Source organism: Peribacillus sp. N1 (assembly GCF_054600815.1).
This window is the reverse complement of sequence record NZ_BAAHZO010000005.1, coordinates 193,526-207,671: the sequence shown is the minus strand read 5'-3', so window position 1 is coordinate 207,671 and position 14,146 is coordinate 193,526. Positions and strand designations below refer to the sequence as shown.

At 41.0% G+C, this 14,146-nt stretch carries 12 protein-coding genes; 7 read left to right on the top strand and 5 right to left on the bottom strand.

The features are described from left to right. The first annotated feature begins 8 nt into the window (after window positions 1-8). The 3 genes from ACYP5M_RS19505 to uptA all read left to right on the top strand — a co-directional run bounded on the left by ACYP5M_RS19505 (window position 9) and on the right by uptA (window position 1,771). On the top strand, window positions 9-722 hold the full coding sequence (locus ACYP5M_RS19505; protein ID WP_101224241.1) for a FixH family protein: 714 nt from the start codon (window positions 9-11) through the stop codon (window positions 720-722). A gap of 91 nt (window positions 723-813) precedes the next feature. Beyond that, on the top strand, window positions 814-978 hold the full coding sequence (locus ACYP5M_RS19500; protein WP_157831095.1) for a hypothetical protein: 165 nt from the start codon (window positions 814-816) through the stop codon (window positions 976-978). A 163-nt stretch (window positions 979-1,141) separates the two neighbouring features. Beyond that, window positions 1,142-1,771, top strand: a complete 630-nt coding sequence (uptA, locus tag ACYP5M_RS19495) for an undecaprenyl phosphate transporter UptA (RefSeq protein WP_101224445.1) — start codon at window positions 1,142-1,144, stop codon at window positions 1,769-1,771. Between the two features lie 54 nt (window positions 1,772-1,825). On the opposite strand, the gene ACYP5M_RS19490 is transcribed toward uptA, so the two are convergent. The 4 genes from ACYP5M_RS19490 to ACYP5M_RS19475 form a co-directional block, all read right to left on the bottom strand. Next, window positions 1,826-3,157: a hemolysin family protein gene (locus ACYP5M_RS19490; protein ID WP_459735414.1), complete on the bottom strand. Its 1,332-nt coding sequence runs from the start codon at window positions 3,155-3,157 to the stop codon at window positions 1,826-1,828. A gap of 273 nt (window positions 3,158-3,430) precedes the next feature. Then, complete coding sequence (locus ACYP5M_RS19485; RefSeq protein WP_459735413.1) at window positions 3,431-4,540, bottom strand: histidine kinase N-terminal domain-containing protein; 1,110 nt, start codon at window positions 4,538-4,540, stop codon at window positions 3,431-3,433. A gap of 236 nt (window positions 4,541-4,776) precedes the next feature. Further along, window positions 4,777-5,664 (bottom strand): cation diffusion facilitator family transporter, encoded by an 888-nt coding sequence (locus tag ACYP5M_RS19480; RefSeq protein ID WP_402941120.1) that lies wholly within the window; start codon window positions 5,662-5,664, stop codon window positions 4,777-4,779. Window positions 5,665-6,074: 410 nt separating this feature from the next. Continuing rightward, the gene (locus ACYP5M_RS19475) at window positions 6,075-6,599 is read right to left on the bottom strand and encodes a universal stress protein (RefSeq protein WP_402941123.1); all 525 of its coding nucleotides are present in this window, start codon (window positions 6,597-6,599) and stop codon (window positions 6,075-6,077) included. Window positions 6,600-6,891: 292 nt separating this feature from the next. Between ACYP5M_RS19475 and ACYP5M_RS19470 the strand changes: the two genes are divergently transcribed. Next, on the top strand, window positions 6,892-8,925 hold the full coding sequence (locus tag ACYP5M_RS19470; protein WP_260356857.1) for a transglycosylase domain-containing protein: 2,034 nt from the start codon (window positions 6,892-6,894) through the stop codon (window positions 8,923-8,925). A 570-nt stretch (window positions 8,926-9,495) separates the two neighbouring features. Here the strand turns inward: ACYP5M_RS19470 and ACYP5M_RS19465 are convergent. After that, entirely contained in the window at window positions 9,496-9,804 is a 309-nt protein-coding gene (locus ACYP5M_RS19465) for a hypothetical protein (protein ID WP_098372549.1), read from the bottom strand. A gap of 194 nt (window positions 9,805-9,998) precedes the next feature. Here ACYP5M_RS19465 and iadA point away from each other — a divergent pair, with 194 nt between their 5' ends. From iadA to ACYP5M_RS19450, 3 genes are all read left to right on the top strand, one after another. Beyond that, window positions 9,999-11,174, top strand: a complete 1,176-nt coding sequence (gene iadA / locus ACYP5M_RS19460) for a beta-aspartyl-peptidase (RefSeq protein WP_101224235.1) — start codon at window positions 9,999-10,001, stop codon at window positions 11,172-11,174. Window positions 11,175-12,034: 860 nt separating this feature from the next. Then, window positions 12,035-13,147 (top strand): pyruvate dehydrogenase (acetyl-transferring) E1 component subunit alpha, encoded by a 1,113-nt coding sequence (gene pdhA, locus ACYP5M_RS19455; RefSeq protein ID WP_459735412.1) that lies wholly within the window; start codon window positions 12,035-12,037, stop codon window positions 13,145-13,147. Beyond that, entirely contained in the window at window positions 13,147-14,130 is a 984-nt protein-coding gene (locus ACYP5M_RS19450) for an alpha-ketoacid dehydrogenase subunit beta (RefSeq protein ID WP_377446786.1), read from the top strand. Before pdhA ends, ACYP5M_RS19450 begins: the two co-directional genes overlap by 1 nt. Window positions 14,131-14,146: the final 16 nt, after the last annotated feature.

Here is a 14,146-nt window from a genome sequence, read left to right as displayed (position 1 = left end):
AAGTTCATATGAAAAAACTTTATATGTGTACTGCATTGTTAGTTATGCTAGCTGGGTGTCAAGAGGCTGAAATGCCAGAGGATAAAGAAGTGAACAGTGCTGTTCCAGAATCGATGGATGCATCAATTGTCATTAAAGGGAAAGTGGAGCCTGGAAAAGAAGTCATTCTTGAAACGACAGTGAAACAGGGAAGCCAATTGGTGAATGAAGCTGATGAGGTACTGTTTGAAGTGAGAAAGTCCGGACAGGATAAACGGGAAATGCTTGAAGCGAAGAATACTGGAAGTGGAATGTATCAAGTGATGCATACTTTTGAAGAACAAGGCAAATATATTGTAGTCTCCCATGTAACGGCTAAAGGCCTTCATGTAATGCCTGAAAAAGAAGTTGTCGTTCCTGAACATGAAAGTGAAGGTGCATCGGTTCATCCTAGTACGGATGTATCCATCGAGTTTCAAAGTAACCCAGTAAAGGCAGGAAAAAGTTCAAACTTTGAAGCGACCGTTGAATTGAATGGGAAACCACTGACAAATGCAGATGTGAATTTCGAGGTCTGGAAGGAAGGCAGCGAAGAGAGTCATTTCACCAAAGCTGAAGAAGATGGAAATGGAACATATCTAAATAAGGTATCTTTCGAAGAATCGGGAACCTATAAGGTGCAGGTACATGTTGAAAAAGACGAAGTGCACGAACATCAACTGCAAACGATTCAAGTCAATTGATTGTTTTTTGATCCCATCGTTTAAACAGGTTTCATCTCTTCGTTAAATGGGAAGTTAAAGGATAACGGTACAGCAGAAATGGAGGGTAAGCATGAATAATCAAAAAATCAACAAGTATAAAAATCTCGGGATTCATATCGAAAAAACGAAATCACGCCAGGAGATTTTCACTAATGTTTCACAAAATGATTCATCCTTACTCACCACAGCTGTTTTTTCTCAATTTTCCCAAAAACGGGAGCTAAAAGAATATTGATGCAAAGAGACCGGAGTACATATCAGCTGGTCTTTTTTTTGTGCATTCCAAAATGTGATGTATTGTGAAGCTGGTATGAAAAATCGAATAGAACCTCATGAGCTGAAATAGGATAGAAGGACAAACAATTTGAAATTAGCGGTAAGGGGAGTCCGATAGCATGATATCACAGCTTATTATGACGATATTGAATTGGTTTGCGGAAATGGGGTATATGGGGATTTTATTGGGGTTGATGGTTGAAATCATCCCGAGTGAGCTTGTTCTCGGATACGGTGGTTATGTCGTCGGCCTGGGGAAAATGAATTTTTGGGGAGCTGTTCTTGCAGGAGTGGCAGGCGGGACGATGGCACAGCTATTTCTCTATTGGGCTGGTTATTATGGAGGACGGCCCTTTCTCTTGAAGTATGGAAAATATATATTAATTAAAGAAAATCATATTGTACATGCTGAAGAATGGTTTCAAAGGTATGGCGTAGGCGTGATTTTTACGGCTCGGTTCATTCCAGTGGTTCGCCATGCCATTTCCATCCCTGCCGGAATTGCGAGGATGTCCGTATGGAAGTTTATATTTTATACGGTTGCGGCTGTCATACCTTGGACCATCTTGTTTCTGACCTTAGGGCGGATCCTCGGCGAGAATTGGCAGCAAATCCGGGAAATAACGGAACCTTATCTCATTCCGGCTGCTGGTTTTTCCTTTATCTTTATCATGCTGTATATTCTATGGAAAAAAAAGAGTACACCTCCAATCGTAACGGTCAAAAAAATGGGACGGTTTCCCGATAAATGAACAATCGAAAAAACAGCCACGTAAAATCACCTTTTACGTGGCTGTTTTTAATCATTATCCTTGGGTAAGGTCTTCTTCCAGCGGAAGCTGAACGACCTTTTTTGTCACCTCGATAGAACGAATGGCGTGATCTTCCATTTCAATCACTTTAAAGCAGAAGCCGTCTTTTTCCATGATGTCCCCTACCTTCACATCATAATTTTCAGTAAGGACCCATCCGCCTATCGTATCGACATCATCTTCTTCTAAGTGAACGCCAAGTAAATCATTCACTTCCTTTACAAGAAGTTTAGAATCTAAAATATAATGGCCATCTTTAATTTTCCTGATCGAGGCAACTTCATCGATATCGAATTCATCACGAATTTCGCCAACGATTTCCTCGAGGATATCCTCGACTGTGACAAGTCCGGAAGTCCCGCCGTATTCATCCATCAAAATAGCCATATGAATGCGTTCTTTTTGCATTTTTAACAGCAAATCGTGAATCGGGATATTTTCCATTACCCGAATGATCGGACGAGCGTAATTTTCTATCGCTTTGATATGGATTTCCCGATTCTTTATAAGATCCGAGAAAACTTCCTTTAAGTTCACTAAGCCGATGACATGGTCTTTATCACCTTCGACAACAGGATATCGAGTGTATTTTTCCAATTTGGCGACATCGACGAATTCCTGAACCGTATCATCTTTGGATATGGTCATGATTTCCGTCCTAGGAACCATGATTTCTTTGGCAACACGATCATCGAATTCAAAGATGTTGTTTACATATTTAAATTCCGACTGGTTGATCTCTCCGCTTTTATAGCTATCTGATAGGATGAAACGCAATTCTTCTTCCGTATGGGCTATTTCGCTTTCGGATGCTGGCTTGAAGCCAAATAAACCGACAACTAATCGGGAAGAATGATTCAAGGCCCAGATGAAGGGAAAGGCTATCTTATGGAAAAATATCAGCGGGCTGGCAATTGCCAAGGCCACTTGCTCAGCCTTTTGGATGGCAACCGTCTTTGGAGCCAATTCACCTACAACCACATTCAGGAACGTAATCAGGGAAAATGAAATGACGAATGTCAGAATGCTTGTGACTTCTTGAGGGAAATTCAAGGCATTGAATAATGGACCAACCAATTTTAGGACGGTCGGCTGTCCAAGCCACCCCAATCCAAGGGCAGTAACGGTAATACCAAGCTGTGTCGCGGATAGGTACTCATCAAGATCGGATGTAACCTTCTTAGCCGCAATGGCTTTTTTATTTCCCTCTTCAATCAATTGATCGATCCTGGAGCTGCGAACCCTTATGATCGAAAATTCAGAAGCTACAAAAAAGGCCGTTAAAGCGATTAAAATAATGACGAATAAAAAACTTAATATGTCCAATTAGTGTGGGACTTAATTGAATCGCAAAACGATTTAATTATCCCAGTCACCTCCCAAAACCAATAATGAATGAAATGATATTTAGTGTATAAAATGTTAGATGAAAAATAAGTCTTGTCTATCTTGTATGAAAATTATGCTGGTTTATATTTTCAATCTATAGGATCATTCACCTCGATTAGTAGTGGAACCTACCTATTAGTATAAGTAACTGGACGTCAATCAGTCAAAAATTTCACACTAAAAACCTAAGTAAAAAAGGTTGTTTATCCATTATTTAGTTTTCAATTGTATGGAAAAGGTCGTTAGGAAATCGGTAGAGTGGCAGGTTAAGGTTCCATGATGCTTTAAGACGATTTCTTTACAGACGAATAATCCCAATCCCGTTCCCCTTTTTTTGGTTGTGATGAATGGTTCAAAAATATTCGGCAAAACGTCGTCAGGTATCTTCGGCCCGTTGTTCGATATATTTAAAGTAAGAATGCCGGGTGGTGATTCAGAGCCTGAAATGTAAATGGATGGGGAAGGCATCCCTGCAACCACATCAAGAGCATTTAAAATAATATTAAGTAAAACCTGACGGAATTCTTCTTTAGAACCGGAAATTACGGCATCCTCGGCAATATTACATGTAATGGAAGCATTTACTTCCAAGATGCTTGGATATAGAAATTCGATTACCTCATTAACAAGCTGAGCAATGGAAAATAGATCAGGTGGTGATGCTGAAGTTTCCTTTTTGGAAATATTAAGGAATTGTGTGATCCGGTAATTGAGCTGATCCAATTCCTTTGAAATGATATCAAGGTATTTTATTTCAGGCTGTTCTGCCTGTAACAATTGTATGAATCCCATGATGGAAGTCAGTGGATTTCTGAATTCATGGACAAAACTTGAGGTCATTTGGCCAAGTAGCGTCAAACGGTCTTTATGGTTTGGGCTTATGAATTGATAGCGTTCTTCAAGTTCCATCGTTTTCAATTCGGTATAATGGGATAATGCAAAATGAATGAGTTTATCGAAGCAAACGTTTATTTGCTTAATTAGATCCGATATTTCTTCTTTGGGTGCTTCGGAATTCAATACGTGCTCAATGATGATGGATCTCCCGATGGTTGCAGTGGAAAAGAAATTTTCCATATCCAATTGCTTATTAACTCGATCAGACGCAATTTTTTCCCCTACGACCTTCAGTACATCGCCTATTTCAGTATCCGATTTTCCAAGCTGATCCATTAGCAGATTAAAAATATTTTCCACTTCTCCTTTAAAATACCCTAGATATCCGTCAGGTAAATGCAGCAACTCATCTTTCCATTTGGAAATGATGCTGGTTTTTTGAGAAGATAAAAAGTGAATGGTCATTTCTCGATTAGATACCATTTTGCCCTCCATACTGTAGGAAAATGAATTTACTTTTGACCCAGAAAGTGCTTTATTAGAATAAAATTACAAAATATCAAAATAATTACATGTTGTTTTCATGATAACAGATTACTGTTCTTTTAACATGTGTCAATTGGATAAATATTCGGCAATCAATCAATAAATACCTTTTTTTGACACAGTTTTATTACAGTAATTACAGGAATTAATAACAAAAAAAGGTATCCGTAAAGTTAATGACGGTTACCTTTTTTATGAAATGCATATGGTTCGATATGAACGATCACATGCTGAATATTATATTCCTTCAAAAGATTCTCTTCGATTTTAACCGTAATATCATGACCTTGAATGACGGTCAAAAGGGGGTTAACGTGAACGGTAGTTTCGAGCAGGATTTCACTTCCGTGCATCCGGGCTTTAATTTCACTCATTTCTTTAACACCTTCTGTCAATATAATGGTTTTTCCGATCTTTTGCAGGAGCTGCTCGTCGAAACCATCGGTTAAAGAGATGGAGGCATCACGAAAGATATCCCAGGCTGTTTTACAGATAATGATCCCCACGACTGCTGCAGCTATCGCATCCAGCCAAGGGATTCCCATCTTGGTGCCGATGATTCCAATGAAAGCACCAACACTGACAAGGGCATCGGATCGATTATCCTGTGCGACGGCATAGATGGAAGAGCTGTTGATCTTTTTACTTAGAGATAAGTTATAACGGTAGATTCCGTACATGAAGATTGCAGAGAATAGAGCTACATAGCCGGTCAGCATACTGGGAACGGTTGTTGAATCTTGGTGAAAGAAGGATTCAATGGCACTGAATACAACCTGGAGGCCCACGGTGATCATGATGAAGGCAGCTACCAACGAGGCTACGGTTTCCGCCCGTAAATGACCATATGAATGATTATCATCGGGAGGTCTCTTTGAAATTTTTAAACCGATCAATACGGCTATGGAAGCGATGATGTCAGTCGTATTATTTAAACCATCAGCCCAAAGCCCTTTGGAATCTCCAAAATAACCGAATGACAATTTAAGAGCAGACAAGAATATGTAAGCGGCGATGCTTATGTACGCGCCTTTTTCAGCTGAAATCGAATGTTTATCCATGTCCATTCCCTCCCCAATGTAAATTAGGCTTAATAAAGATACCAAATCAAACCTTAGTGAGTCTATAGAAAAATTGTCGTATTTAGCCATCTAACATGGTTAATAGCAGGTGTATTGAAGGTCTGTAAAGAAGTTGGATAAACGAAAGAATATCGCCATAAAATGGGAACGGCGATTTTTGATGACATGTGCATTTTCTTTAATTGTAATATTCTATCCGATGATCGAAAATTAAATACTTACAAAGGGGAGCCAAATAGGCTGAGAGTGAACAGTTCGAACTGGTGCAGGGATGTGGTTTTGGATACAAACAATACATGTATTACTGAAAAATCCAACAAAAAGTCCGGATTCTATAAGAAAACGGACTTTTTCGAAGTATGAACAATTAGTGTGAACCGGCTCAACTTTCATTTTGCAATGAATACCGAACAGGGGGCGTTTTTCAAAATGGAACTACTTGTACTGCCAAGGAAGAACTTTTCCAAACCGCTTTTAGCGCTATTTCCGACAACGATAAGATCAGCTGAAGTTCTTGCTGCAAAGTCACATACGCTATCTGGCGCATATCCTTCCAATAGTTCGAATTTCCCCTTGACTTGACATTCACTTAACAATCTCAACGTATTACTTTCTGCGTTCTGAATACTATTCTCGATGGCGGAAGGGGTGTCATTTACCTTTTGATTTCGTGGCTGATCAACTTCAACAACAGGATGTGTCTGGACTGGATCTACATAAAATCCGGCAGCAGGTACGAACCCTGGAGCAGAGGCGTCTCCCACGATACGCTGTTCAACTTTATCATTTAGGACATGAACTACGGTCAACTCGGCTTTTGGAAAGGCCTTTTTCAATGTTGCTCCATATTCGACAGCCCGTTTACTCTCTTCGTTTCCATCAAAAGCGACGACAATATGCTTTAAGTCCTTCATTAATATCATCTCTCCCCTTTTTAAGACCTTAAAGGTGTTATACCCACTTTTAAATGGCTTCACGCCTTTAATCTGTATATAGCCTGCCATTTACGGGTAAAGGATAGATACGAGCATAGTTAAAATGGTAGGATGAAATCTGGTCCTTAAGTAAGTTGTCATGCTCAGACTATGAAGAAATATCATCAAGGGTGCCGATATCCGAGTATAGTGCTACATGAAAAGGGCGCCTAGCTTCGGCCTTTTATTCAATCGACGAGTTATCTTTAATAAAAAGGGTAAAATATTTTTAATGAAACATGTCGCAGATGGGAAAATGGGGGTACAAATGAGAGGGTTAGTGAAGTTAGGTCTAATTATAATATTGGTGATTGTGGTTTTAGGCGCCGGTTCACTGTTGTATTTCAGGCAGGGTGCTGATATAAGTCATCTTGAAAATAAGCTTCAGCAACCGACCGGGATCTATGATTTGGATGGGAATCTTGCCAGTACGATCACGGCAAATAAATCCGAAGGTGTTGCGATAGATGAAATACCGGAACATATGAAACAAGCGGTGGTTTCCATTGAGGATCACCGTTTTTATGAACATCACGGCATAGATTATCAAGGAATTATGCGGGCTTTGGTTAAAAATGCAAAGGCTGGAAGTGTTGTTGAAGGCGGGAGCACGCTCACCCAGCAACTTGTGAAAATCACGATGCTGGAATCGGATCGAACACTGAAGAGGAAGATAGGAGAGTTTTTTCTCGCCCAGGAAGTTGAAAATCAGTATACAAAAGATGAAATTCTGGAAATGTATTTGAATCAAGTTTATTTTGGCCATGGGGCATGGGGAATCAAAAAGGCTGCAAATATTTATTTTTCCAAAGAGGTCTCTGAATTGACCGTTGCCGAAGGCGCATTGCTGGCGGGAGTCATTAACTTGCCATCCAAACTTGATCCATACAAGAATTTAGATGGGGCAGTAAAGCGGCGCGATTTGGTTCTTTCGAGAATGGCGGAACATGGTTATTTGACGAAAGATGAAGAAGCAGCTGCAAAAAAAGATGCGGTGACACTTCTTATGGGGGAGAAGGAAACCGATCCATTAAGAGGTAAATATCCCTATTATGTCGATCATGTTTTATCGGAAGCATCAAGTAAATATGGAATTAAGCTTGAGGAGCTGCTTTCAAAGGGCTATAAAATTTACACGACTCTGGACCAATCCATGCAGCAGGCTACAGAAACCGTGTATGAGAATGCAGCCAATTTTCCAGCTGGAACGAGTACAGAAGAACTGGTTCAAAGCGGGTCTGTTCTCCTTGATCCTGAAACCGGCGGCATAAAAGCACTTGTCGGCGGGAGAGGTGAACATCAATTCATGGGATATAATCGGGCCACCCAGCTGACAAGGTCTCCTGGATCATCCATTAAACCGCTTGTCGTTTACACGCCAGCTGTTGAAGAGGGATATGATATCACTGACCCTTTAAAGGATGAAAAAATGAGCTTCGGTGAATATGAGCCAACAAACCTGAGCGGTGAATATAAAGGAGAAGTCCCCATGTATGAAGCGGTGATGAATTCCTTGAATGTACCGACGGTTTGGCTATTGAATGAGATTGGCATCGATAAGGGGCTTGATTCACTTAAGCGGTTTGGAATTCCATATGAAAAGGATGATCGAAACCTGTCGATCGCTTTAGGAGGGATGAAAAAAGGTGTTTCCCCGCTGCAGATGGCAGGAGCCTTTTCAGCTTTTGCCAACGAAGGGGAACGGATGGAGACCCATGCCATTGTAAGAATAGAAAATGCCGATGGAAAAGAGGTTGCCGCCTGGAAAGAGAAGAGCACCAAAGTGACCTCAGTAGGCGCCGTCGATAAAATGAATGCCATGCTGCTTGGAACAGTGGAATATGGCACAGCGAAAAACGCCGCAGTTTCAGGTTATGAAATAGCAGGTAAAACAGGCTCCACACAAGTTCCCATCGAAGGAATATCAGGGGTTAAAGATCAATGGTTCATCGGTTATTCACCTTCGCTGGTCGGTGCTGTATGGGCTGGATATGATAAGACCGACGAAAATCATTATTTAACGACACACAGCAGTCAGGGAAGTGCACTTATCTTCCAAAAAATAATGGCGCAAGCTTTACAGAATCAAGCGGCTCAATCTTTTAAAGCTCAGGATATCGGACCGCTAATAGCTGAACAGCAGGCACTTATAGCAGAGCAACAGGAGAAGGAAGAAGAGGACAAAAGGAGACAATATTGGATTGATAAAGGAAATGAGATTAGGGAAGGTTTGAATAAATGGAGGGACTGGGAGGTTCCATGGTGATTCTCAGGTAAGGGAGTTTAAATAAAATTAACAAACTGAGACTGTCAATCATTTGACAGTCTCAGTTTGTCGACGAAAGGGAGCGGATTTAATACGTGGCTCCGGAGTCTGAATAATCCGTGAACGGCCGAATAAAGAGCTGGTAAGGTCGAATAAATCCGAGAAGGGTCGAATAAAGAGCGGGTAAGGTCGAATAAATCCGAGAAGGGTCGAATAAAGAGCGGGTAAGGTCGAATAAATCTGTGAAGGACAGAATAAAGAGCGGGTAGGGTCGAATAAATCCGAGAAGGGTCGAATAAGGAACGGGTAAGATCGAATAAATCCGAGAACGGCCGAATAAAGAGCGGGTAAGGCCGAATAAATCTGTGAACCGCCCAAAAAAGCTCAGGATGAAATCAACTGGAACGTTTTTAAAATAAAAAAACTGCAGGCAAACTCGCGTTTGGCTACAGTTCTTCATTTATTTTAAAAAATTTGATTTGCTATAATGCCGATTACGACAATTGCGCCTATCACCATTAAAATGGTTCTCATTTTTATACACCCTCTTCATAACGTAGTCGGAATCATTTAAATATTAACGGTTTGGTTCGATTGGAAACCGAATGAACTTTCATCATTTTCTTTACAAATAGCCTGTACTTTTTCTAGCATGGCATGTACATTCTCGCCTTCAAGGATGACTTTCATGGTTGCACACTCTTGAAGAATGAGCACAAAGGATACGAAAGTCGAAAGTTTCTTGGCATCGACCAATTTATGGTTGCAGATAAAATATATATTCCCTTTAAATTCTTTTGTAACTTGATATAGGTTCATGATTTGTCGCATGGATAATCTTTTATTTGTTTTAATGTCAGAAGAAATCACTTTATTCATGTCGTTTGCTCCTTTTGTTTTTATACTTTTGGAAAAGCATAATCAAGATGTCAATTCGGCTACAACTTTTAAAAAATGAACAAGTATGTTTGGTCTTTTTTATGTAATTGTTAGCTGGTCATGTTGTATATTTACCCGGGTAAAAGATTTTGAAACCTATTTGAAAATTTGTATTTTTTGAAGGGAGAAGGAGAATGCTCACACTTATTAAAAATGGGGAGCTATATGGTCCGGAATATATGGGCCAAAAAGATATCCTCTTGGTTGGGAAGCAAATTGGATTCATCGAGGACAAGATTGAGGTACCTGACAATTTCGTTGAATTGGAGGTGATTGATGCGGATGGCCAAATCGTGGCTCCGGGTTTTATAGATGGTCACGTACATATTATCGGCGGAGGCGGGGAAGGCGGCTTTAAAACGAGGACTCCTGAAATCCAATTAACAGATGCCACTTTAGCGGGTATAACGACATTGGTAGGGGTCATCGGAACAGATGGAACGACAAGGACGATGCCCGCACTGCTTGCTAAAGCGAGAGCGCTTGAAGAAGAGGGAATTAGCTGCTTCGTTCAGACTGGTTCCTATCAAGTTCCAGTCAAGACGTTAACAGGTAAGATCGAAGATGATTTGATTCTTGTCGATAAAATTATCGGTGTTGGCGAGATAGCCATTGCCGATCATCGTTCTTCGCAGCCGACTGCAGCTGAGCTGGCTAAACTGGCCTCTCAGGCGCGTAATGGAGGTCTGCTGTCCGGGAAATGCGGTATCGTCAACATTCATGTCGGAGACAGTCTAGATCATTTGCATGTAATTGAGGAAGTTGTCGAGACAACGGAAATACCGATTACTCAGTTCTATCCTACACATATAAACCGAAATCCGCATTTATTCAATGCAGGGGTGGAATATGCAAAAAAAGGGGGGTATATCGATTTTACGACAAGTACGATCGAGAAGTTCCTTGAAGAAGGGGAGGTCAAAGCAAGTACAGCAATAAAAAGGGCACTGGAAGAAGGGGTTGAAATCGGGCAGATTACCATAACTTCAGATGGACAAGCCAGCCTGCCTGACTTCGATGGAAGCGGCAACCTGCGGGGTTTGAACATTGGTACATGCATGTCCTTATATGATTGTGTTGTCGATGCGGTCCTCGAGGATGGAGTGACAATTGCCGATGCCATACGAGTTGCGACGGCAAACCCGGCAAACATTTTAAAACTTTCTGCAAAGGGTCAGCTTGCGGTAGGTAAGGACGCCGATATCATCATAATGAAGAAACAAACTTTAGAAATAAATAGTGTTATCGCGATGGGGCAAATCATGGTCAAGGATGGTGAAGCAGTCGTGAAAGGAACATTTGAAAAATAGATCTTTCTAATTTTTGGTGCTATTTCGGTGCGAGTTCTACCCCATTTATCCTGAATTGCAAAAAGGGGTAACATTGATCTAATTTCGGATTTCTGAAAGAGGGAATGTGTAATGATTTCCACTCCAGGCACTCACTTACCACGGGCGGTCCGGGATCCTTCTCGGCGCTCGCCTGCGGGGTCTCTCTCGACGCGCTTTTTCCCGCAGGAGTCTCGAACACCCGCTCCAATCAACTGGAACTTCTTTTTTAAGAAATATTGTATGGAAACTGGCCCTTCTCCAATTCGTCTAGAGTCTGGCGGCTCTATCAATTTTTTTTTGACAAAAGGAGTTTCGGATTTCTCGACCTGAACCAAGATTAAAAAAGTAAACTCGATTATCCTTCATGTTTTTACTATAATCCTCATTGGATTTCAGAAATCAACTGGAATATTCCATTAGAAAAAAACGTATGCAACTGGATTTTTCCTTGGAGTTTGTATACAGTCTAAGACCCTTAATTATATAATGGGTCTTTTTTTGTGCTGGATACTTTTTGGGTGAGGTCGTGAATAAATCAAGCATATCACAATTTGTAGGTAATAAATGAAATTTACCCATTGAATGTTCTCATTTTCAAAATGAAGGTAAGGTATCAGAAAACATATTCTAAATAAAGGTAAACTGTGAAAAATTCATTCTATTTAACATATTATTAAAAACATGGATGTATTATCCTTTTATATAAGGAAATGTAGTTTATGAAACAGCATTTAATCACAGACATAAAGACCAATAAATATATTTTGGGCTGTTATTTCATGACTGTTCAAAACCTTGGTAAGTTTGCGAAACAAATCTATCTTAAGGGGAGAAATGAAATGGAAAAGACGGGAAACCCAATAATGAAAGCGTATTCAAATGAAGTTGAGCCGGAAATATTTCGTGTATTGACTCCTGATGGGGAAATCATTGAAACGATTGATGGAAAAATCGATAAATCACTAATGTTAAAGATGTATGAGAGCATGCTCCTGCTCAGAACATTTGACCGAAAATCAATTAATCTACAGCGCCAAGGCAGGATTGGAACTTATGCACCTTTCGAAGGACAGGAAGCATCCCAGGTAGGAAGCGCTTTAGCGTTGTCGGCAGGAGATTGGATGTTTCCCACATACCGTGATCATGGAGCGGCAATCATTCATGGGCAGGAATTATACCGTGTTTTCCTCTACTGGATGGCGCATTTTGATGGCTCAATTTGTCCAGAAGGAAAAAGGATATTGCCACCAAGTGTTCCAATTGCCACTCAAATGGTTCATGCCGTTGGAACGGCTTGGGCAAGTAAGATTAGAGGAGAAAAGAATGTTAGCATTGCTTATTTTGGTGATGGAGCAACTTCTGAAGGGGACTTTCATGAGGCGCTGAATTTTGCTGGCGTTTATAAAACCCCAACAATCTTTTTCTGCCAAAATAATGGCTACGCGATCAGTGTCCCTTTTGAAAAGCAATCGGCGTCCAAAACAATATCCCAGCGGGCTGCCGCTTATGACATCCATGGGGTGCGAGTGGATGGAAATGATATTTTCGCAGTATGGCTGACTGTAAAGCAGGCTGTCGAAAGAGCGCTTAAAGGGGAAGGACCTACATTAATCGAAGCCATTACCTTTCGTTATGGCGCCCATACTACTGCTGACAATCCGAACATATATCGCGATCAGGACGAAATTTCAACGTTCTGGAGGGAAAACCGGGATCCCATTACACGTCTTAGAAAGTATTTGATTAAAGAGGGTCACTGGAATGAAGAGCAGGAGGAATTGGCGTTAAAACAATTCAACGAACTGATTGATGCTCACCTTCAAAAAGCTGAAGGGTATCCAAAATCCGACCCGCTCGAAATGTTTAACCATGTATATGCCGAGGAGTCATGGCATTTAAAGGAACAGAAGCAGGAATTGAACCAAATCTTAAGGAAAGGCGGGAAGAAATAATGGGCAAAAATTTAACGATGCTCCAGGCTATTACGGAAGCGATGGACCAAATGCTGGGTCATGATGATCGCGTGATGATCATGGGTGAGGATATTGGGGTGAATGGCGGGGTTTTTCGATCGACGGAAGGACTTTATGAGAAGTATGGAAAAGATCGAGTCGTTGATACGCCATTAGCTGAATCCGGAATCATCGGCTCTGCCATTGGTTTAGCCCTTAACGGAATGCTGCCCATAGTAGAGATACAGTTTCTCGCCTTTATTTATCCGGGATTCGAACAACTCGTTTCCCATGCTGCCCGTATGAGGTATCGTACCCGTGGGCAATTTGGGGTGCCCCTTTTAATCCGTACTCCATATGGTGCCGGAATAAGGGGCCCCGAACTTCATTCCGAAAGTGTTGAAACCTTCTTTGCCCATACCCCGGGTTTAAAGGTGGTTGCACCCAGTAATCCATATGACGCAAAAGGGCTGCTCATTTCTGCGCTCGAAGATCCTGATCCGGTGATTTTTTTGGAACCGACTAAATTGTATCGGGCTTTCAAGGAAGAAGTTCCCGATGAAATGTACCGAATACCAATCGGTCAAGCAAAAGTGGTCCAGGAGGGAAGCGACCTGACCATTTATGCATGGGGGGCCATGTTAAGAGAAGCAATGAATGCCGCAAAAAAGATTGAAGCAGAAAAAGGCTGGAAGTGTGAAGTGGTCGATCTTCGAACATTATACCCTTTAGATAGGGATACGATCGTGCAATCCATTAAAAAGACAGGTCGTGCATTAATCGTCCATGAAGCCCATAAGACTGCCGGATTAGGTGCGGAGATTATCTCCATCATTAATGATGAAGCTCTTATTTACCTGAAAGCGCCGATTAAGCGTGTAACAGGATTTGATGTACCGGTTCCACCTTTTACAATTGAAGATCATTATTTACCGACTGTTGACCGTGTAAAACAAGGTATAGTCGAAACGATATCATTTTAATTGATGATTAAGGGAG

What these genes read in the sequence shown, in the direction of transcription:
- ACYP5M_RS19505 (WP_101224241.1), top strand. Translation starts at nt 9, where the DNA reads ATGAAAAAACTTTATATGTGTACTGCATTGTTAGTTATGCTAGCTGGG.
- ACYP5M_RS19500 (WP_157831095.1), top strand. Translation starts at nt 814, where the DNA reads ATGAATAATCAAAAAATCAACAAGTATAAAAATCTCGGGATTCATATC.
- ACYP5M_RS19485 (WP_459735413.1), bottom strand. Translation starts at nt 4,540, where the DNA reads ATGGTATCTAATCGAGAAATGACCATTCACTTTTTATCTTCTCAAAAA.
- ACYP5M_RS19480 (WP_402941120.1), bottom strand. Translation starts at nt 5,664, where the DNA reads ATGGATAAACATTCGATTTCAGCTGAAAAAGGCGCGTACATAAGCATC.
- ACYP5M_RS19475 (WP_402941123.1), bottom strand. Translation starts at nt 6,599, where the DNA reads ATGAAGGACTTAAAGCATATTGTCGTCGCTTTTGATGGAAACGAAGAG.
- ACYP5M_RS19470 (WP_260356857.1), top strand. Translation starts at nt 6,892, where the DNA reads ATGAAACATGTCGCAGATGGGAAAATGGGGGTACAAATGAGAGGGTTA.
- ACYP5M_RS19465 (WP_098372549.1), bottom strand. Translation starts at nt 9,804, where the DNA reads ATGAATAAAGTGATTTCTTCTGACATTAAAACAAATAAAAGATTATCC.
- iadA (WP_101224235.1), top strand. Translation starts at nt 9,999, where the DNA reads ATGCTCACACTTATTAAAAATGGGGAGCTATATGGTCCGGAATATATG.
- pdhA (WP_459735412.1), top strand. Translation starts at nt 12,035, where the DNA reads ATGGAAAAGACGGGAAACCCAATAATGAAAGCGTATTCAAATGAAGTT.
- ACYP5M_RS19450 (WP_377446786.1), top strand. Translation starts at nt 13,147, where the DNA reads ATGGGCAAAAATTTAACGATGCTCCAGGCTATTACGGAAGCGATGGAC.